Annotated in this window: 21 protein-coding genes and 1 pseudogene; 11 read left to right on the top strand and 11 right to left on the bottom strand. The window is 34.6% G+C overall.

All coding sequences use genetic code 11. The features are described 5' to 3' along the window. The first annotated feature begins 242 nt into the window (after window positions 1-242). Both murQ and murP read left to right on the top strand, forming a co-directional pair. On the top strand, window positions 243-1157 hold the full coding sequence (gene murQ, locus G468_RS0109830; protein ID WP_026822979.1) for an N-acetylmuramic acid 6-phosphate etherase: 915 nt from the start codon (window positions 243-245) through the stop codon (window positions 1155-1157). A 21-nt stretch (window positions 1158-1178) separates the two neighbouring features. Further along, window positions 1179-2642, top strand: a complete 1464-nt coding sequence (gene murP, locus G468_RS0109825; RefSeq protein WP_026822978.1) for a PTS N-acetylmuramic acid transporter subunit IIBC — start codon at window positions 1179-1181, stop codon at window positions 2640-2642. Window positions 2643-2673: 31 nt separating this feature from the next. Here murP and G468_RS0109820 read toward each other — a convergent pair whose 3' ends face one another. Then, window positions 2674-3276, bottom strand: a complete 603-nt coding sequence (locus G468_RS0109820) for a LysE family translocator (RefSeq protein ID WP_026822977.1) — start codon at window positions 3274-3276, stop codon at window positions 2674-2676. A 99-nt stretch (window positions 3277-3375) separates the two neighbouring features. Between G468_RS0109820 and G468_RS0109815 the strand changes: the two genes are divergently transcribed. From G468_RS0109815 to crp, 4 genes are all read left to right on the top strand, one after another. Further along, window positions 3376-4350, top strand: coding sequence for a hydrolase (locus tag G468_RS0109815; protein WP_026822976.1), 975 nt, complete (start codon window positions 3376-3378; stop codon window positions 4348-4350). 3 nt (window positions 4351-4353) lie between these two features. Then, window positions 4354-4572 carry a YheU family protein gene (locus G468_RS0109810; RefSeq protein ID WP_026822975.1) on the top strand — a complete coding sequence of 73 codons (219 nt, stop codon included), beginning with the start codon at window positions 4354-4356 and terminating at the stop codon, window positions 4570-4572. Window positions 4573-4671: 99 nt separating this feature from the next. After that, on the top strand, window positions 4672-5553 hold the full coding sequence (locus G468_RS0109805; protein WP_026822974.1) for a phosphoribulokinase: 882 nt from the start codon (window positions 4672-4674) through the stop codon (window positions 5551-5553). A 549-nt stretch (window positions 5554-6102) separates the two neighbouring features. After that, complete coding sequence (crp, locus tag G468_RS0109800) at window positions 6103-6735, top strand: cAMP-activated global transcriptional regulator CRP (protein ID WP_026822973.1); 633 nt, start codon at window positions 6103-6105, stop codon at window positions 6733-6735. A gap of 263 nt (window positions 6736-6998) precedes the next feature. Here crp and G468_RS25100 read toward each other — a convergent pair whose 3' ends face one another. From G468_RS25100 to ppiA, 5 genes are all read right to left on the bottom strand, one after another. Then, window positions 6999-7184 carry a DUF488 family protein, N3 subclade gene (locus G468_RS25100; protein ID WP_276324669.1) on the bottom strand — a complete coding sequence of 62 codons (186 nt, stop codon included), beginning with the start codon at window positions 7182-7184 and terminating at the stop codon, window positions 6999-7001. Between the two features lies 1 nt (window position 7185). Further along, window positions 7186-7344 carry a DUF488 domain-containing protein gene (locus G468_RS25095; protein WP_276324668.1) on the bottom strand — a complete coding sequence of 53 codons (159 nt, stop codon included), beginning with the start codon at window positions 7342-7344 and terminating at the stop codon, window positions 7186-7188. A 246-nt stretch (window positions 7345-7590) separates the two neighbouring features. Beyond that, a complete protein-coding gene (locus tag G468_RS0109785; RefSeq protein ID WP_026822972.1) occupies window positions 7591-8166 on the bottom strand; it encodes an aminodeoxychorismate synthase component II in 576 nt (191 codons plus the stop codon). 205 nt (window positions 8167-8371) lie between these two features. Beyond that, window positions 8372-9061, bottom strand: coding sequence for a hypothetical protein (locus tag G468_RS0109780; RefSeq protein WP_026822971.1), 690 nt, complete (start codon window positions 9059-9061; stop codon window positions 8372-8374). A 198-nt stretch (window positions 9062-9259) separates the two neighbouring features. Then, window positions 9260-9826 carry a peptidylprolyl isomerase A gene (gene ppiA, locus G468_RS0109775; RefSeq protein ID WP_026822970.1) on the bottom strand — a complete coding sequence of 189 codons (567 nt, stop codon included), beginning with the start codon at window positions 9824-9826 and terminating at the stop codon, window positions 9260-9262. 283 nt (window positions 9827-10109) lie between these two features. Between ppiA and yihA the strand changes: the two genes are divergently transcribed. Continuing rightward, window positions 10110-10733, top strand: coding sequence for a ribosome biogenesis GTP-binding protein YihA/YsxC (gene yihA / locus G468_RS0109770; protein WP_026822969.1), 624 nt, complete (start codon window positions 10110-10112; stop codon window positions 10731-10733). Between the two features lie 489 nt (window positions 10734-11222). On the opposite strand, the gene polA is transcribed toward yihA, so the two are convergent. The 4 genes from polA to G468_RS0109750 all read right to left on the bottom strand — a co-directional run bounded on the left by polA (window position 11223) and on the right by G468_RS0109750 (window position 16330). Further along, a complete protein-coding gene (gene polA, locus G468_RS0109765) occupies window positions 11223-14015 on the bottom strand; it encodes a DNA polymerase I (protein WP_026822968.1) in 2793 nt (930 codons plus the stop codon). A gap of 384 nt (window positions 14016-14399) precedes the next feature. After that, window positions 14400-15020 carry a thiol:disulfide interchange protein DsbA gene (gene dsbA, locus G468_RS0109760; protein ID WP_026822967.1) on the bottom strand — a complete coding sequence of 207 codons (621 nt, stop codon included), beginning with the start codon at window positions 15018-15020 and terminating at the stop codon, window positions 14400-14402. 32 nt (window positions 15021-15052) lie between these two features. Beyond that, a complete protein-coding gene (locus G468_RS0109755; protein ID WP_026822966.1) occupies window positions 15053-16042 on the bottom strand; it encodes a serine/threonine protein kinase in 990 nt (329 codons plus the stop codon). Between the two features lie 18 nt (window positions 16043-16060). Further along, complete coding sequence (locus tag G468_RS0109750; protein ID WP_026822965.1) at window positions 16061-16330, bottom strand: YihD family protein; 270 nt, start codon at window positions 16328-16330, stop codon at window positions 16061-16063. Between the two features lie 396 nt (window positions 16331-16726). Between G468_RS0109750 and cutA the strand changes: the two genes are divergently transcribed. The 4 genes and pseudogenes from cutA to G468_RS0109730 form a co-directional block, all read left to right on the top strand. Further along, window positions 16727-17083, top strand: a complete 357-nt coding sequence (gene cutA / locus G468_RS0109745) for a divalent cation tolerance protein CutA (protein WP_051297035.1) — start codon at window positions 16727-16729, stop codon at window positions 17081-17083. A 339-nt stretch (window positions 17084-17422) separates the two neighbouring features. After that, complete coding sequence (locus G468_RS0109740; protein WP_026822963.1) at window positions 17423-17692, top strand: helix-turn-helix domain-containing protein; 270 nt, start codon at window positions 17423-17425, stop codon at window positions 17690-17692. Between the two features lie 71 nt (window positions 17693-17763). Continuing rightward, the gene (locus G468_RS0109735) at window positions 17764-18432 is read left to right on the top strand and encodes a PAS and helix-turn-helix domain-containing protein (RefSeq protein WP_034249708.1); all 669 of its coding nucleotides are present in this window, start codon (window positions 17764-17766) and stop codon (window positions 18430-18432) included. Window positions 18433-18463: 31 nt separating this feature from the next. Beyond that, window positions 18464-18883 (top strand): annotated as a pseudogene (locus tag G468_RS0109730) (cytosine permease); the annotation flags it as partial. 17 nt (window positions 18884-18900) lie between these two features. Here the strand turns inward: G468_RS0109730 and G468_RS0109725 are convergent. Continuing rightward, window positions 18901-19139: IS5/IS1182 family transposase (locus tag G468_RS0109725; protein WP_026822960.1), on the bottom strand; the 239-nt coding region annotated here is incomplete at its 5' end.

Raw genomic sequence — 19139 nt, 5'->3', positions numbered from 1 at the left:
ATTCATAATATCAGGATCACCGATTAAAATAATTATGATAAATTATTCCTATTTTATTATTCATTATTCTAATCAATTAATGGCTGTTTAAACAATAAATTAGCTAGCAAAATATTATTTTCATTTTTCTCTTATTCCCTTATTACCATTAAATAAGAATAGATCGCTTTGTGATCAATAACACATATAAAGAATAAATAATTCCTTAATATTTCTTAAAATTGGCATATAGGAAACATCAAATGACATTAGATCTAAACAAAATGGTAACAGAAAGTCGTAACCCTATTAGCAATAACATTGATACATTATCAACCTTAGATATATTAAAAATCATTAACCAGGAAGATAAGAAAGTGCCGATTGCTGTTGAACAAACGCTCACTGAAATTGCGCTTGTTATTGACAAAGTTGCCTATGCTTTTCAGCATAGTGGTAGACTGTTTTACAGTGGTGCTGGCACTTCAGGCCGTTTAGGCATTTTAGATGCAAGTGAGTGTCCACCAACCTATGGCACCCCTCGTGACATGGTAGTCGGCCTAATCGCAGGTGGACACCTGGCGATTCTTCAAGCGGTAGAAAATGCTGAAGATAATCCACAGCTTGGTGCTGATGATCTTAAAGCTTTTAATTTCAATCAAAAAGATGTTTTAGTTGGCATCGCTGCAAGTGGCCGCACACCCTATGTGCTAGGTGCAATGAACTATGCTAAAACGACAGGAGCAACCGTTGCTTGTATTAGTTGTAACCCCAACAGTGAAATGGTCAACATAGCAGATATTGCAATAACACCAATTGTCGGACCAGAAGTGATTACTGGCTCTTCACGAATGAAAGCCGGTACAGCGCAAAAGCTAGTTCTTAATATGATCACTACAGGTGCCATGATACGGATTGGAAAAGTATACGGTAACCTAATGGTAGATGTAGAAGCAACCAATGCTAAACTTATTGAACGACAAAAACAGATTGTCATGGCTGCAACGGAGTGTGACCGAGCAACAGCAGAACATGCTCTTATTGAATGTAATAATCATTGTAAAACCGCTATCGTTATGATCCTTACCGGCTTTAATGCCCAACAAGCTAAACAAACACTAGCTGATAATCATGGTTTTATTCGTGCCGCCTTAAAACAGCATACTGGCCATCAATAATCGTTTTAAAGGAAAAGTACCATGGCAAAAATAACTAATGAAATGCTAAAAGAAATACTGATAACTATTGGCGGTGCTAAAAATATTATTCAATACGGCAACTGTATGACACGCTTACGCATAACGTTGCATGACATACAATTAGTTGATAAAAATCGCCTCAAACAAATTCCTGGCGTATTAGGAATTATTGAAAGTGATAAACAACTACAAATTGTATTAGGTCCAGGTAATGCGCAAACAGCTAATAATATGATGAAACAATTATTAGCAAACAGCACTGAGACAGAAACAATATTACCCACTCGCAATGATTTGCAAAAAATTGCTGCCGACAACAAAAAACAATTAAAAACTAAACAAACTAGTGTCGTTCATAAATTTTTATCCACTTTTGCCACCATCTTTACCCCACTGATACCGGGTTTCATTGCTGTTGGTTTATTACTTGGCTTCGCAACATTGGCCAAACAAGTATACTATCCAGCGGGTCTGCCAACTGAAGCAGCACAACAGACTTTTCTTGTTCACTTAATACTCTATATGTCTGTCTTTAGCAAAGGGCTTTATGCTTTTCTAGGGATCCTAATTGGTTACAATACGCAAAAAGTTTTCGGCGGTTCAGGTGTTAATGGTGCCATTATTGCGTCACTTTTTATTCTAGGCTACGATCCACACGCAACAACAGGCTTTTTCTCCAATATGAGTACCTTTTTCAATTATACCATTGATCCTCGGGGTAACATTATTGGTATTTTACTCGCTTGTATCTGTGGTGCCTGGGTTGAACAACAAATCAGGAAAATCATTCCTGCCAACTTAGATATGATACTGACTTCAGCAATCACATTACTTATTGTTGGCGCCATTACCTATACCATTATTATGCCAATTGGCAGTTATTTGTTTACTGGTATGTCCTGGTTATTTATACACTTAAATGGCAATCCATTTGGTACTGCTATATTAGCTGGTCTATTTTTGATCGCGGTTGTTTTTGGCGTTCATCAAGGTTTTATACCGGTTTATTTCGCATTAATGGAGACACAAGGTTTCAATCCTCTTTTCCCAATCCTGGCTATGGCTGGCGGCGGTCAGATTGGTGCAGCATTTGCGCTCTATATCAAATCAGCTAAAGATTCTAGCTTACGTAATCAGATACGTGGGGCAATAATCCCAGGTATATTAGGTATTGCTGAGCCTTTAATCTATGGTGTGACGCTACCGCGCATTAAACCTTTTATAACCGCTTGTTTAGGGGGAGCCGCTGGTGGCTTTTTTATTGGATTAGTTGCCTGGTTAGGTCAACCAATTGGACTCAATTCAGTTTTCGGCCCATCCGGATTAATTGCTATTCCATTGATGACATCGACAACCGGTATTTTTAACGGAATACTTATTTATATTGCTGGCTTACTGATTTCCTATTTATTTGGTTTTATTTTTACTTATTTGTTCGCTAGTAAAAATATCGATCTAAATTAATGCAAAAAAGGGGATTCCCTTTTTTGCATCGCTATTGCAACCAAATAAAAGGAATACAAGCGAGAGTAAAAATACTCATTGTAATATTAAAAATAAACCAAGCATTACGCCCACGAAGCAGGGTGCCAATTAACGAACCAAAGCCGACCCAGACAAAACCACCGATTAAATTGACAATCAACATAACAAAACTTATGATCAAAATCGAGTTAACGTAGTTATCAGCCACACTATAACTACTAACCGCCCCAAGCCCCATCATCCATGCCTTGGGATTCAAGAATTGTAATAAGCTCCCTTGATACCATTTAATTGATTTAGCAACTTGAGACTCTGTATTAAGTTGCACATGGTGGGATGTAGCGAGTTTCCAAGCAAGCCATAATAAATAAAAACTTCCAACGAGTTTCATTATAATTTGTAACACCGGCGAAACCAGTAAAAGAACAGCAAGGCCACCAGCAGAAATAAATAGAATACTTTGGATACCAAATATTACGCCGAACATTAAAGGTATTGAACGCCGTAAACCATACTGAGCACCTGATGACGTAAATAATAAATTATTTGGACCAGGCGTAATCGCCACAATAAATAAAAAAGTAAATAGTGCAAAAATCAGCCCATGACTCATTTAAGATCCTTTGATTAACTATGATTAATCTTTTTTCACATTAAAAATAACAATATATTATCAGAATATATGTAAAATTAATTATTTAGATTTACAATTATGAGTAAAAATTTTCAACCAATAAATTGGGCTAAAAACCCTCATTTACAAACACTATTGCCCCGTATTGTGAGGAAAAAGCCGCAAATCAAACCACTGTGGCAACGCCTCGAATTGCCTGATGGCGATTTTATTGATCTCGCTTGGAGTGAAGATCCCAAATATGCAAAGCATAAACCTCGACTGGTCATCTTTCACGGCTTAGAAGGCAGCTTTAGAAGTCCATATGCCCATGGCATGTTGGAAGCGACGAAAAAAAGAGGGTGGCTCGGTGTCATTATGCATTTTCGTGGCTGTAGTGGAGAACCAAATCGGCAAAAACGTATTTATCATTCCGGTGAAATTACCGATGCCCGTTACTTCCTCAAATGGCAGAAAACAATTTACGGTCAAGTACCCATTGCCGCTGTTGGCTACTCCCTGGGTGGTAATATGTTAGCTTGCTATTTAGCAGAAACCGGACAATATGCTGATGTTAATGCCGGAGTGATTGTTTCCGCTCCTTTAATGTTAGAACCTTGTTCAATTCGTTTAGAAAAAGGGATTTCACAATTTTATGAACGTTATTTACTCAATGGCCTAAAACGTAATGCAACACGCAAACTCATTCGCTACCCAGGTTCATTACCACTTAATTTGCTACAACTAAAAAAACTAAAACGGCTACGTGATTTTGATAATGTCGTCACGGCAAGAATACACGGTTTTAAAGATGCGGCGGATTATTATCATCAATGTAGTGCTCTGCCCCGGTTACCGAATATTCGTGTGCCAACACTGATCATTCATGCAAAAGATGATCCTTTTATGGCGCCTGAAGTTGTACCGGATATCAATCAATTACCCGCTAATATAGAGTATCAAATGACAGAACATGGTGGTCATGTTGGGTTTGTTAGTGGCACATTAAAACAGCCTAAAATGTGGCTTGAGGAACGCATACCTGATTGGTTAACCCCACATCTGGAGCCGTAATTTATGATTATTCCATGGCAACAGCTAACAGCGGATACGTTAAATAATTTGATTGAAAGCTTTGTTTTACGAGAAGGAACGGATTACGGTAAAGATGAAAAAACGCTGGATGAAAAAGTTGACGACATTAAGCAGCAATTGCGTTTAGGAAGTGTTGTGCTTGTCTGGTCTGAATTACATGAAACGATAAATATTTTGCCAAAAACACAATTACATCCTTAAATAACTGTATGCATCACTAACTAAAAAGAAATTTTTACGTCATTGTAATTAATGTGTTAAAACATTGTATTATCTGAATGAGTAATGGAAGCCACTTATATGTCAGTTAATCATCCGATCATTGCAGTAACAGGTTCCAGTGGTGCGGGCACCAGCACTACTAGCCTTGCATTTCAAAAAATCTTTACCCAATTAAAGCTTTCGGCAGCAACCATTGAAGGTGATAGCTTTCATCGTTATACTCGCCCTGAAATGGATGTTGCTATTCGTAAAGCTAAAGAACAGAGCCGTCATATTAGTTATTTTGGGCCTGAATCCAATGATTTTGGTTTGTTAGAACAAAGTTTAATCGAGTATGGCGAAAAAGGGACAGGAAAACGTCGACATTATTTACACACCTACGATGAAGCCGTTCCCTACAATCTTCAACCTGGAACTTTTACGCCATGGGAACCCTTACCTAAAAATACCGATATATTATTTTATGAAGGGTTACATGGTGGTATTGTAACATCAAAATACAATGTTGCTAAACATGTAGACTTATTAGTCGGCGTTGTGCCTATTGTTAATCTTGAATGGATCCAAAAGCTAATTCGTGATACATCAGAACGGGGGCATTCAAGAGAAGCCGTGATGGATTCCGTTATCCGTTCAATGGGAGATTACATTAAATACATCACCCCACAATTTTCTCGCACCCATATCAACTTTCAACGTGTTCCAACCGTTGATACCTCTAATCCTTTTTCCGCTAAAGCGATTCCTTCTCCCGATGAAAGTTTTATAGTAATCCGATTTAATGGTCTGACCCAGATTGATTTTCCCTATCTTTTATCCATGCTACATAATTCATTCATATCATCAATGAATACTTTAGTTGTTCCAGGTGGAAAGCTAGGTTTAGCATTGGAGTTAATTATGACTCCATTAGTAAAAAAGCTCGTCACTAATAAAAAAATTATCCATAAAAGAAGTTAACAATACAGCATTATATTTTTACTTATATCAATTTTTTATTCTTACAACCATTTTAAGATTCAAACTATACATAAAATTATCTTTTATGTATATCATAATAATAACGTTAATGTTTACCTGTTAATTATTTTATTAAGTAATTATTTTATAGTGTTAATATTTATTTTGCTATAATTTGATAACTTATGAAATAATATATTATTATTCGAGTTTAATTTTTAATTGTAATATTTACTTAGTGATACTTATTAATAAATACAATAAAACTAATCAACTTATTGCTAAAATATGAATTTTTTGGCTTAAACAATATTGCTGAATCGAGACAGTAGAGACAGGATGCTTTTATTATGCTACAAAGCAAAAGCACATTTATAGTATGGTTAAGATCAATACCAAAAATTCCGAATCAATATACCCTATAGTTAATATTAACGTTTCCAAACTAAACAAGTTAGTATGCTATGTTAGAACTTTATAAGATAAGCCAGCCTTGTGAAGACTCGTATTTTGGTATTCAGGCTGCAATAACATTAGAGGATTACGCGAATGCTTTTCGGCAAACCACACACAGACCCTACTCTTGAATGGTTTTTGTCACACTGCCATATTCACAAATATCCATCCAAAAGCACTCTTATTCATCAGGGCGAAAAAGCAGAAACGCTTTATTATATTGTAAAAGGTTCTGTTGCTGTTTTGATTAAAGATGAAGAAGGAAAAGAAATGATCCTTTCCTACCTGAATCAAGGGGACTTTATTGGTGAACTTGGATTATTTGAGGAAGGGCAAGAACGAACAGCTTGGGTTAGAGCTAAAAGCGCCTGTGAAGTCGCTGAAATCTCTTATAAAAAATTCCGCCAATTAATACAGGTAAATCCAGATATCTTAATGCGGTTATCAGCGCAAATGGCTAAACGCTTACAAACAACTTCTGAGAAAGTCGGTAATCTAGCTTTTTTAGATGTCACAGGCCGCATCGCACAAACATTATTAAATTTAGCCAAACAACCTGATGCGATGACGCATCCAGATGGAATGCAAATTAAAATCACTCGTCAAGAGATAGGTCAAATAGTGGGATGCTCACGCGAAACAGTGGGGCGTATTTTAAAAATGCTAGAAGATCAAAATCTGATTTCTGCTCACGGTAAAACCATTGTCGTTTACGGTACGCGTTAATATTTTATAAACCAGTACCTACGTTTATGTAGCGTATTGGTTTCATAAACTTCTTTATTGTTATTTTTATTAATATAAATCAATTATGAATATATAATCCACAATAATAATAAAAAAGCAAATAAAAACGATAGTAAACAGAATAAATTGGATAGCTGAATGATGACATTGCTTTAATAGGATATTTAAAATTAAAAATAACTGGACTATCTATTAGAAAATTAACTAGATAGCTAAAATATAATAATCAAACTTTATTAAGTTTATTTTCCAAATAATGATTTTAATCCTACGGCATTATTATGATCTTTATCTTTGCTGAAAAAAAGAAGCACCAAACAGTCTGATTTTGTTTTAAGCAATAAATGTTGCCAACTATTAGGATTATTTTCTAATTCTGCAAAATAAAGTCGCTTAAACTGTTCAAAATTTGCTGTATATTTATGAATATCATTTTCTTAAATTATTCGAGGGAGCAACATTTTTATTCCATTCATCATAGCAAATATCTTGCTTTCTAATGCCTCGAGGCCATACCCTATCAACCAGTACCCGATAGCTATTATTACTGGTTTTGTCCGCAAAAACACGTTTACAGATGATTATCATGGTACCATTTATTGATAACAAAAAATTTAACAAAAATTTTTTTATTATCTTTAAAAGTAGTCCTTTATCGATACTAAATACAAAAAAACCTATTTTAATAATATATAAACAGATACCTTACTATAAACTCCTTTTTGCCCTATGGAAATTTATAATGCAAGCAAAATAAAGCCTATTTTATCCAACATTGATAGTTATATTACTCATTGAATATAAATAGCCAAACCTAATCTAACTTCTAATAAATTAATACTTTAGAAAATTATTTAATAACTCATGTCCTTGCTCGCTCAAGATACTTTCTGGATGAAATTGGACACCTTCAATAGGGAGTGTTTTATGCCGAATCCCCATAATTTCATCAATATTTCCATCATGTAGTGTCCAAGCAGTCACTTCAAAAGTTGCGGGTAATGTTCCAGCATCAATTACCAAAGAATGATAACGCGTTACCTGTAATGGGCGATTTAATCCTTTAAAAATACCTTGCTGATTATGATGAATTGCTGATACTTTACCATGCATTACTTCTCTCGCTTTGACAATAGAAGCACCAAAAGCCTGTCCAATCGCCTGGTGACCAAGACAAACACCCAAAATTGGGATCTTACCGGCGAAATAGGAAATTGTATCTAGGGAAACACCCGCCTCGTTAGGTGTACACGGACCTGGTGAAATGACTAAATGTGTCGGAGCTAATGTTTCTATCTCCGAGATAGTTATTGCATCATTACGCTTAACCACGACATTAACCCCTAATTCACACAGATATTGATAAAGGTTATAGGTAAACGAATCATAGTTATCAATTATCAAAAGCATAACTAGCTATCCAAATGATTTTTATAGTAATAATTCCTTAATTTTGATCTTTATTATTAAGGCAAATTGTACAGATTATGATACCATAACAACAAAGCTGGCTATCATACCATAACCGCAGAAAAAAATAGCTCACAAAAATCAATCAAAATGTTTCATTTTAATAAATAAAATCATTATCAATTATAATAATTATAAATGATAACTATAAATCATTATAAACTTCGTTATAATATTGACCATAAGGTTTTAAATTATTTGATGTTATTTCGTTATATCGATAAATTTCACCAATATATTTAGTCGCTTCATCAAATTTGTTATCAATAAGATAATTATCATAGACTTCATTATAACATTTTATATTTCTTGGATTTGCCATAATTCCAATATCTACTGCCATATGATTAATAATTTCTCGTTGGATTTCAATATTTTTAATCGTCGCAGCACCTTCACTCGCTAAAAAATATGAAATAAAATTTGATTTAGATTTTATATTTGGCTTTTCTGTATAAAAAATATGCCCAATTTCATGAGATAGTGCTTGTATAGTCAAATTAGGATGATTTAAAACTCGACTTGAAATAAAAACAGTTTTTCTCCGCAAATCGGTAGCCGTTCCTTGCCCTCGTTGCGCTACAACTAATTTCCAACCATCAACTTCCATTGTTTTCAATGCCCGGCTTAATGTAGTTGAACCTGAAATAAGCATCTGTGTTTTTTCAGAAAATCGAATTTTTTTGCCTGGTATGTATTTAATTTTCTCATCCAAAAAATAAGTAGACATAGGCGCCATATTCAACAAATCTGAAAATTGATTATTGTTATGTTCTATTTTAGGTTCTACAATATTTTCTATTAGTTTCTGGCAACTAGGTAGTAGCTTACTCAAACAATAATTCCTCATTTCAATAATGATAACGATATAAATTAATAAACTGATGGAAATTTTGTTTTATTATAAAGTAAAGTTTTTCCACTAATAGCAAGATAAAGGCCGATAAGTTATTTTAGTTTTTTAATTGTCCATTGAATATTAACAATTACGTTAAACTTAATAGCAGAAAAATATTTCCTGCTATTAAATAAATTATTTTACATTGGCAGAAATAATTTTTATTTCTTGAGTTGGCACATTTTGGTAGGGTCCAATATCTGTTGTTGTTACATTCGAAATTTTGTCAACAACATCCATTCCTTTAATCACTTTACCAAAAACAGCATAGCCAAAATCACGTTGGCCATGATCTAAGAATGCATTATCTGCTATATTGATAAAAAATTGGCTAGTCGCACTATCCTTAGCTGCTGTGCGCGCCATTGCAATTGTACCACGTAAATTTCGTAACCCATTATCAGCTTCATTTTTAATTGGCAAGCGAATATTTAATTGAGGTTGCAAATCACTAATAAAGCCCCCCCCTTGGATCATAAAACCTGGGATCACACGATGGAAAATGGTATTTTGATAGTAACCTTCTTTTACATATTGAATAAAATTATCGGTGGTTATAGGCGCTTTTTTATTATTTAATTCAAGTTCGATATCACCCTCAGAAGTCACTAATTTAACAATAGTACCCTCTGTTGCGATAGCAAAAGAAGAGATACTAACCATAGACGCTACCAGTAGTGACACAAAAAAACGTTTTAACATTCAAGTTCCTTTTAATTATATTTTAGATGAGAATGTAAGCTAAAATTTAGTACCGTCAGGTCATTATACTAAGTAAAAATACATAACTGGCCTAAATTGACCTAATTAAATAATAGGATCTATTCTGTCACATTTCATATTTTTTTCTTATGTAAAAAATGTTATTTTTAATAAAATTCATTAACAGATAATCATCTATCTTTCATGTAGCTATTACTAGCTTAAATTATCCTCTTACAGGTATAATTTCTCTACTTTAAGCCGAAATCAGCGAGAAACAATGATGACAAACAAAAATTACAACTATCACCAGACAAAATTTGTCACAAGTGCGCCTGATATTCACCATTTACCAAACGATCATGGGATAGAAATTGCCTTCGCTGGCCGTTCTAACGCCGGTAAATCCAGCGCATTGAATGCACTGACCCAACAAAAAAATTTAGCGCGTACTAGTAAAACGCCTGGCAGAACACAGTTAATCAATCTGTTCGAAGTCGCAGAGGGTATTAGACTGGTTGATTTACCTGGTTACGGTTATGCAGAAGTGCCCGAATCAGTTAAACGCCAATGGCAACAAGCATTAAGTGAATATCTACAAAAAAGAAAATGTTTAAAAGGGTTGATAATATTAATGGACATTCGTCATCCATTAAAAGATATGGATATACAGATGATTGAATGGTCTGTGGCGATGAATATCCCGATACTTATATTGCTAACCAAAGCAGACAAACTAGTACCGAATAAAAGAAAAACTCAACTTATAGCAGTACATAATAAATTAAAAACAGTGGCTGGTAATATACAAGTTGAAACCTTTTCTTCATTAAAAAAAATGGGTATTGATAAATTACAACTTAAATTAGATGAATGGTTTAACGAACAACATTCTGAACACAATTAATCTACATAAAGAATAATTAAAGACATTTTTTATCGATATTTTTATATTTTCTTAAATACAAATAAAAAAATGCTCTAGTCAATTATTTGACTAGAGCAGCTTAATAATCAGCTTATCTGATTACATAAAGTAATAGATTTTAAAAATAGAACATCTTACCTCTGTACCCTACGCGAATTACTTTACTTTATTTCGCGAAGAAAAAAAGTTGTTTTGTTACTTTTTTTCACTGTATTGAGGCTATAACTTTACTTAATGTAATCAATACTTATTTTTTGCTAACTTTAGTACATAATTAATCAATATTATATATTTTTAGTGATAAAAACTGCATTGCTTAGCTAAAACTGTTGGGTTGCTCATCGAATAAAAGTAAGTGATGACCTATTACGTTATTTTGTCACCAATAAAAATAAGTTGGTTTAATTAAAGTTTTTATCGACAAATAGCATAAAAAATGCAGCCTCCTTGGGTAAAATACTTTATTAATTAGTGTGCTTCATCCCAATTATCACCAATACCAACATCAACTTTTAGTGGAACAGTTAGTTGCATACTTTGTTCCATTAACTGACGGATTTTTTGTTGTGACCGATCAACCGCAGACTCTTTTACTTCAAATACTAATTCATCGTGTACTTGCATCAACATATAAAGATCAGGTTTTACCGATTCAATCCATTTATCTAATGCGATCATCGCTTTCTTTATAATATCGGCCGCCGTTCCTTGCATTGGTGCGTTAATAGCTTCACGTTCAGATGCTTTACGTCGCATTGCATTACGCGAATTAATATCAGGCAAATAGAGTCGACGTCCTGCTAGCGTTTCAACATATCCTTGCTCGGCAGCTTGCTTACGAGTACGTTCCATATAACTTAAAACACCAGGATAGCGCTCAAAATAACGATCCATATAATGCTGCGCTTGGCCACGCGTAATTCCTAACTGACGGGATAATCCAAAAGCGCTCATACCATAGATTAAACCAAAATTAATCGCTTTTGCGCTACGACGCTGTTCATTAGTAACATCAGTCAACAATACACCAAAAACCTCTGCCGCAGTTGCTCGATGAATATCTTGTCCTTCGGCAAAAGCATCAAGCAATCCTTTATCCTGCGAAAGATGAGCCATAATACGCAATTCGATCTGCGAATAATCTGCGGCGACAATTTTATAACCTTCCCGAGCAATAAACGCTTGACGGATCCTGCGTCCTTCCTCAGTTCTAACCGGAATATTTTGTAAATTAGGATCACGAGAAGAGAGTCTACCGGTTGCCGTTACTGCCTGGTGATAAGAAGTGTGTACCCGTTTCGTTTTTGGATGGATCATCATCGGTAGTTTATCGGTGTATGTCGATTTTAATTTTGACAAGCTACGGTGTTGCAAAATAATTTTTGGTAGCTCATGACTAAAGGCCAGCTCCTCTAGAACTTCCTCATTAGTGGAAGGCGCCCCACTAGGTGTTTTCTTTACCACTGGTAGTTGAAGTTTTTCAAACAAAATAGCTTGTAATTGTTTTGGTGATGCTAAATTAAATTCTTGCTCAGCAATAGCATAAGCTTCTTTTTCAATTTCCATTAATCGGCTTGCTATTTCCCGAGATTGTTTAGCAAGCTTATTTGCATCGATAAGCACCCCTACTCGCTCCATACGGGCTAATACAGGTACTAGCGGCATTTCTATCTGTTGAAAAATGCCTTTTAATTTTGGTTCTGACTCAAGTTGAGGCCAAAGCGTTTGGTGTAATAATAAAGTGACGTCTGCATCTTCGGCTGCATAAGTTGACGCTTGCTCAAGTGGGATTTGATTGAAAGTTAGCTGATTTTTTCCTTTGCCGGCAATCTCTTCAAAGGTTATGGTTTTATGGTTGAGATGCCGTTGTGCCAAACTATCCATATCATGACGTCCAAGTCCGGCGACACTATTTAATACATAAGATTCCAACATCGTATCAAAGGCCATATTTTTTAATTCAATATCATAATTTGCCATCACACCGTAATCGAATTTTAAATTCTGACCAATCTTTTGAATATTTTTGTCAACTAAAATCGGTTTTATTGCCGCTAATACCTCATCTAAGGGTAATTGTTGTGGCGCATCAAGATAATTATGCCCTAGCGGAAGATAAGCCCCTTTACCTTTTTCAATGGCAAAAGAGAGTCCAATGAGATGGGCAGATAGCGTATCAAGGCTGTCAGTTTCAGTATCAAAGGCAAAACACTTTGCCGATTGTAATTTTTCAACCCATTGCATCAAATCAGCTTTGGTCAATATCGTTTGATAATGTTCTGTTGATAATGCGGCAACAGGCTCTTTAGCTAAAGAAATATCATTATTGTTAACCGAGACAGTTGTTGGAGATTGACCTGTTTTTTTCGTTAGCCAACCACCATTTTGTAAATCAGTTAACCAACGCTTAAATTCGTAACGACTAAAAAGCGCATGTAATTTTTCGATATCAGGCGCCTGCATAACCAACCCATCATAATCAGTCGTTAAGTCAACATTAGTCTTAATCGTGGCTAATTTATAAGATAAGAAAGCAATATCTTTATGTTGTGCCATCTTTTCTGCCAATGTTTTCGAGCCACGAAATCCCAATGGGGCAATTGCTGATAAGTCCTGGTAAATTGTTGCCAGATCGCCAATGCCTTGTAATAAAGCTAATGCTGTTTTTTCTCCGACACCAGGTACACCAGGAATATTATCGGAAGAATCCCCCATCAACGCGAGAAAATCAACCATCAACTCAGGCGGCACACCATATTTATCAGCAACTTCTGCCGGTCCTAAAAGGGTGTTTGTCATAGTATTAATGAGTGTAATATCAGCAGTCACTAATTGAGCCATGTCTTTATCACCTGTACTGATTAATACGGGTAACCCTTTCTTACTAGCCTGTAAAGCTAATGTACCTATTACATCATCAGCTTCTACACCAGCAACAACCAGTAGAGGAAGCCCCATAGCTGCAACCATTTCATGTAACGGCGCTATCTGTTCACGCAAATCATCAGGCATCGGTGGTCGTTGAGATTTGTACTGCTCAAATAATTCATCCCGAAAAGTTTTTCCTTTCGCATCAAATACTACCGCAATATGACTCGGCTTATATTGCATTATTAAACTACGGAGCATGTTAAGAACACCATACATAGCACCGGTTGGCTCTCCTGCACTATTGGTTAATGGGGGAAAAGCATGATATGCACGATAAAGGTAAGAAGAGCCATCAACGAGAATAAATGGGTTTTCTGCAATTTGAACCATAGTCTTTTTCATCATCAAAGTAATTAATAGTGATAGAATGCCACACTCATGAGAGAGAGACGAATTTTGCCTGAATCTATTTTCAATTTGTCACTTTTCCACCGCTGATAGCACCGGAACATCCTGTGGATAAACTTGTGTGTAAATCTTCTTATTATACTATATTCAATAGTTAAACAGATTTAGCTTAGAAAATAATATTAAATGAGAATCAAGACGTTACGGATAAAAATAATATCGTATTGCCATTTTTGTTGGTTAACATTTTTTTGTGGATATTACAGAATAATATGCCAAAAAAAAGAAAAAATCCGCTGTTGTACCAATATGTTAAACAGTTGGTACAACATGGCGCTATTAAAAAAGGGCGGAAAAAAGACTTACTTATTTGCTAATTAAAAAGTTAACAACATCAGAATAAGCTTTAGCATAATGATCAGCGTTTTCAATTGTTATTCCATTGTTACGCACCATATATTTACCATTAACAAACATAGCTGGCACGCCACGTAATTGAAAATCGTTTGCTGCTTGCTGCTGTTTTACCACCAACGATTTAACGACAAAACTATTTAGCGCTGCATCATATTCTTCACTTTTGACGCCGGCTTTAATAAATACTGCTTTAATATCAGCGGGTGTATTTATCGATTCTGACTTTTGGATTCCTTCAAACAGCAACGGTGACACTTTATCCTCAACTTTTAACACCATTGCTACCGTCGAGGCTTTGGTTAACTCAGCGCCTAGTGGCCCCAAAAAATCAACATGGTAACGTTCCATTTTAATATCTTTAGGTAAATTTTTTGCTACTGTTTGTGATACATGATAGACGGATTCAAATTGATAACAATGTGGACAGTAAAAAGAAAAAAACTCTACTACGCGCGGGGCATTTTGTACCGTTTTTTGTATTTTGATAAATTCAGTACCTTCCGTGTAACTTGCCGCAGAAACACCATAAGACATTACTAACCCTATTAAGACTAACCAAAACTTGTTCATATTACTCATTCTCCAAAAATATTTTCTATTTATTAATATGCTAAACCGGGTTGCAAAGGCTGCTCATTCAGCGCATTGATCTGTTCAGAAAAAAGTAACTGCTGTTTATGCCAAAAATCATATTCAATCATCCAAGGAAAAGCACGTGGAAAAGCCGGATCTTCCCAACGCCGAACAATCCATGATAAATAATGCACCATCCGCATTGCCCTTAAAGGCTCAATCAGAGATAACTGTTCATTATCAAAATGCGTATATTCAGTATAACCTTCTAATAATATTTCCAGTTGAATTCGTTGTTCCCGACGTTCGCCGTTTAAAAGCATCCATAAATCTTGTATTGCTGGGCCATTACGAGCATCATCAAAATCGACAATAAAAGGGCCATCTCGCCACAAAATATTACCAGGATGACAATCACCTTGTAAGCGAAGGCAACGATACTGTTGAGACCACCTTTTTTTTACTTCTATAATCAGTTTATCAACAACTAATAGAAAACTCGGTTTTAAATCAGTAGCCAATAAAGAAGTGTTAGCTAAAATATTACGCGGTGTAATTAAATATTCATCAATTCCAATAGTCGGGCGGGAGGTAAAATTGTGTTGGTATCCTATTTGATGGATCCGTCCAATTAATCGGCCAACCTCTTCTAACTGTAGCAAGTTATCAGCTTCATATTGCCGCCCACCAACAACTGGAAAAATTGCATACAAAAAATCTCTATACTCCAATACAGTTTGCCCAGCAAAAAATAGCGGAGCAATAACGGATAAACCAGCTTCATGCAAAGATAACATAAAATCATGTTCTTCTTGAATCTGCGTCCGACTCCAGCGGGCTGGACGATAAAATTTCACCACGTAACGTTTACGCTGTTCATCTACAAACTGGTAAACTCGATTTTCATAACTATTCAACTCGATTATCCCTGAATCAGGGTATAATCCGACTTCTATTAATGCATCAAGAATTAAATCCAGGGTAATCGTTTTGAAATGAAAAGCGCTTTGTTGTGTCACTTTATTATCTCTATCAGGTTAATCTTTAATAATGCCTCGAGCACGAAAAAGCGCTGTTTTGAAATCGTCTTCATAATCTTTTTTCAACCCAGGTATCACGGCTTGCGTTGGAGAACTACGCAATTTTAAATGATAGATCAAAGTATCGTCAGTCAAATCACATAGCTCGCCTTTAAAACCAGCTTCTTCAGCTAATTTTTGTAATAATTGAACCAAATTTAACTCTGGATATGCCTGCCATATAGGTTGCAGTAGTTCAATAACTTCATTTAACCGATGATATTTCATTTTTCAATGCCTTAATAACGAATTATTTATACAAATTACCAAGGATTATCTGCAAGAGAAAGCGTTACTTTATCAGTTAACATAAAATTTATATTTTTTTCTTATTATTTACTATCATCTATTAAGTTAAGATATCAATTATCTCATCGATAAATATCTTTATAATAAATCAACCCCACCATATTATTTTTGGTTATATTACATTAGCAACAATGAATAAAAGGTTGGTTTTAACATATATTATCTACATAAAGAATAATTAACCTGCCGTGATGTTTTTACTACATAATTTATATATAACTATTTTTTAATTCACATATTTTTTTATTAATTAACACTCGTTTCAAAAAGTCGTTCTAATTCCTTTCAACATATTCTCAAAGGTAATTACTTATGATGCAACAGCATTTAAATGAAACAATTTCACATCAAAATAATGAAGGTTTTCTCATTGTTTTCTGTACAACACCCGATGAAGCTACCGCAAAAATAATTACTAAACAATTACTTACGAAAAAACTCGCAGCTTGTGTTACGCTTTTACCAAAAGCTATTTCGTTTTATCACTGGCAAGATGAGCTAGAACAACAAACTGAAGTACAAATGCTCATCAAAACGCATATCAGTTTACAAGATAAAGTTTTTTCACACATAAAAACCCACCATCCTTATCAAGTTCCCGAATTGTTAGCAATAACAGTAACCGGCGGTGATATCAATTATTTTTCATGGCTTAAAAAATCTCTAAATTAAATAATTATTGCCAAATTTTTAGCCCTATTTTCTGTTGAAAAAGTATTAATTATCTGTTGTGGTAAAAGCTATTCATAGAAAATAAATCTTTTATTACTAAAAAACGCTAATAATAATTATCAGCGTTTTTTTAGTACATCCAATATGATAAATCTATCATTTGCAATATTACATACGAGAATTCAAATATAAATTCTTTAATTAACTGTTGTTTCATGTAAGAAAATTCGGTTAGATTGAAGTAATATTTACATCAGGAAATTCTAACAAGCGAAGTTTTATCTCCTGCAAATCTATACCCGAATGATAATTGTCACTATCAAAATAAGGGAATGAAAAATGTTTGTTGATTTTATACATAATTGGCATTTTACTAGTGTTATAAGCAAGTTACAGCAAAGCAGTGCTAGCTCGCCAGATATTTCTTCAGCATTTAAAGTAAATCCACAAACATTAACCAATACCTCAATGCCACCATATTCAAAAAATGAAGAAATTATTCCTGATCAATCTAGTATCCAACCGTTTAAAATAAGGCCAAATCACTATTTAAATATATCCCAGTGTAATCTTACTGTAAAAAAAATTAATGCTATGCACGAAATTTAAAAATCTAAGCAAAAGATATCATTTTTCATAAAAAAAAGGTTTAGCCATTTAAAAACAAAAAGGTTATTTCAATGGGAAAAACCATATCGGACAAAAATTTAGGTAGCTTATACTCATTTTTAAAACATGAGAAAGATCCATGGGGAATTAAAGACTTAAACTCGAGATATGTTTATGTTAATAACTTTAGTCATCTAGGGATAAAGCTCGATTTTAATATAGAAGGTATACTTGATAGCGAGTTACCTCATCCCGTTGCAGAATTATCTTCAGATTTAATAATACATGATAACAATGTAATTTTTAATGACAAAAAAGAGGCGGTTATTCAAACCTCATTTAATTTTAAAGAAAAAAGATTAAAACCCTACTTTTTCGAAAAGCGGCCGTTTTATAATGAATCTGGTGAAATTATAGGAACAATTTATCACGGACGTGAATTAGCCAACTTATGTATAAACATCGCCCATCCCTCTGTATATTTATTCACTCCGCCTAATGATCTTTTTTCCAATAGAGAACTTGATATCGTTTTCCTTGCCCAGCAGAAACTTAATAGTAAAGAAATAGCGAAATACTTGAACATTGCTATCCAAACAGTAGAAGTCCATCTTAAAAGCATTTATAAAAAAGTGGACGTGCATTGTTTAAGACAATTCATTGAATACTGTAAATCAACCGGATTTGATAGATATATTCCACAAAAATTTTTAAAAAATGAAATAAAATTTGTCAAATAAATCAAATACAAAACAATAAGGAAATTAATATATGTCTGACCATGCTTCATATTCACTATATAGGGTGCCCCTTAGTGCCAGATTAAGTTTATTAAATGTAACATTAATCAGAATAGGGCAAATGACTTCACTATCCCAATTTATGCTCGGAGCAATGTTGGGTCATGCCATGACATTTGAGCAAGCAATGATAGCAACATTATGCGGTACACTAATACTAGAATTATTAAGTTTGGGTTTAGGGATTGCCGGTGCAAAAGAGGGATTATCTATTAGTTTACTCTCTCGTTGGTGCGGATTTGGGCGTTTGGGCTCATCACTGGTTGGGATAATTATCGCTGTTAGCCTGCTCGGTTGGTTTGGTATACAAAATTCAATTTTAGCTAACAGCCTAAATTATTCTACTAATAATTGGTTCGGTTTTAGCTGGGCTGCTATTATTTCAGGCCTAACACTAGGCTGTGTCCCTTAATTGCGTAATCGGCGGTAAAACAAGCGAATGCAGCCCAGTTTCACCATTGCTAGATAGTTTCTTGCCGTTTTTTCATAACGTGTAGCGATCCGGCGATATTCCTTTAAACGGCCAAAACACCTTTCCACAACGTTGCGATGGCGATAAGCATCACGATCAAGTTGCGAGCGTCCATCTGAAGCCAGTTTTTCATTTGATTTTCGGGGAATAACCGTTTTCATCCCTTTTCTTTTCA

Origin of the sequence: Arsenophonus nasoniae DSM 15247, from assembly GCF_000429565.1 — a bacterium.
Lineage (GTDB): Bacteria > Pseudomonadota > Gammaproteobacteria > Enterobacterales > Enterobacteriaceae > Arsenophonus > Arsenophonus nasoniae.
Note: the sequence above shows the minus strand (reverse complement) of the source record. Positions and strands in the feature narration are given on the sequence as shown.